The 291-nt window shown below is 60.8% G+C and carries 1 protein-coding gene; it reads right to left on the bottom strand.

What is annotated here, in order from left to right:
* Positions 1–291: hypothetical protein (locus tag J9885_RS14900; protein ID WP_210549906.1), on the bottom strand; the 291-nt coding region annotated here is incomplete at both ends.

Here is a 291-nt window from a genome sequence, read left to right as displayed (position 1 = left end):
CCAACCGTCGCACTCTTGCCATCCGCGCTCAACGTCACGCTGGTGATATCCAGCAACCCATTACCGGTATTGATGCCCTGTGGCAACACGCCGCCCGGTACAAAGTTTTGACCCAGCACGGTGATGCTCGCCACACCATCGGTTGCGCTCACTGTGAAGGTGCCGCTCACCGCCTCTCGGGTGTCACTGTTCAGGGCCGGGTCTGACAGCTCATTGCGCCCATCCGCTAATGCCGTTTCATAGACCGTTGTGGTGGCCCCACCGGCTGCCACGACAGTGACACTCTGGCTG

It is taken from the genome of Aeromonas sp. SrichE-2G, assembly GCF_017939565.1.
GTDB classification, from domain to species: Bacteria; Pseudomonadota; Gammaproteobacteria; order Enterobacterales; family Aeromonadaceae; genus Aeromonas; species Aeromonas taiwanensis.
Note: the sequence above shows the minus strand (reverse complement) of the source record. Positions and strands in the feature narration are given on the sequence as shown.